This window comes from Streptomyces murinus (assembly GCF_002154555.1).
In the GTDB taxonomy this organism is placed as follows: Bacteria; Actinomycetota; Actinomycetes; order Streptomycetales; family Streptomycetaceae; genus Streptomyces; species Streptomyces murinus.
On sequence record NZ_MUNF01000566.1, the window covers coordinates 1 to 604 of the forward strand.

At 76.7% G+C, this 604-nt stretch carries 1 pseudogene; it reads right to left on the minus strand.

From position 1 onward, the window contains the following. Window positions 1-604 (minus strand): annotated as a pseudogene (locus tag CCN72_RS40075) (hypothetical protein); the annotation flags it as partial.

Sequence of the window (604 nt, forward strand, 5' to 3'; positions counted from 1 at the left end):
GTGGTGAGGCCGGCGGGGGCCGTCGTATCGACCGGCACAGGCTCGGCAAAGCGCGTCTCATGGCCTGTCCCGCGCTGGACGGCAACCGCGGCGTCGTCCCCCACATGCTCGGCGGAGGCGTGGACGAGGGTCCCGGCAGGAGGCGTCGTATCGTCCGGCACGCACTCGGCCGGAACCGTCACACCATCCGGGACGGGCCCGGCAGGAGCCGTCGCATCATCCACCTCAAGCTCGGCAGAGAGCCGGGCAGACGCACCGGCGGAGGCCGTCGCACGGTCCGGCACGGGATCCGCGGGAGCCGTCCCGTCGTCCCTCACCGACTCGACGGGGCCCGCCGCACCCGGCACCGGCGCGGCAGCGGCCGTCACATCGTCCGGCGCGCCTTCGGCGCAAGCGGCCCCGCCGTCCGGGACGGGCCCGGCGGGGGCTTTCACGTCGTCCAGGTCCGGCACACGATCCGGCGAGGAGCCGCCGACCGCCAGCGGACCACCCGCCCCGGGCGCGGCGCCGGCCACCGCATGGCCCGGCGTCAGCCCAACAGGCCCCTGCGCCGCCCCGGCAGGGGCCGTCGTGCCGATCCGCAGCAGCTCACCCACCCCTGTCT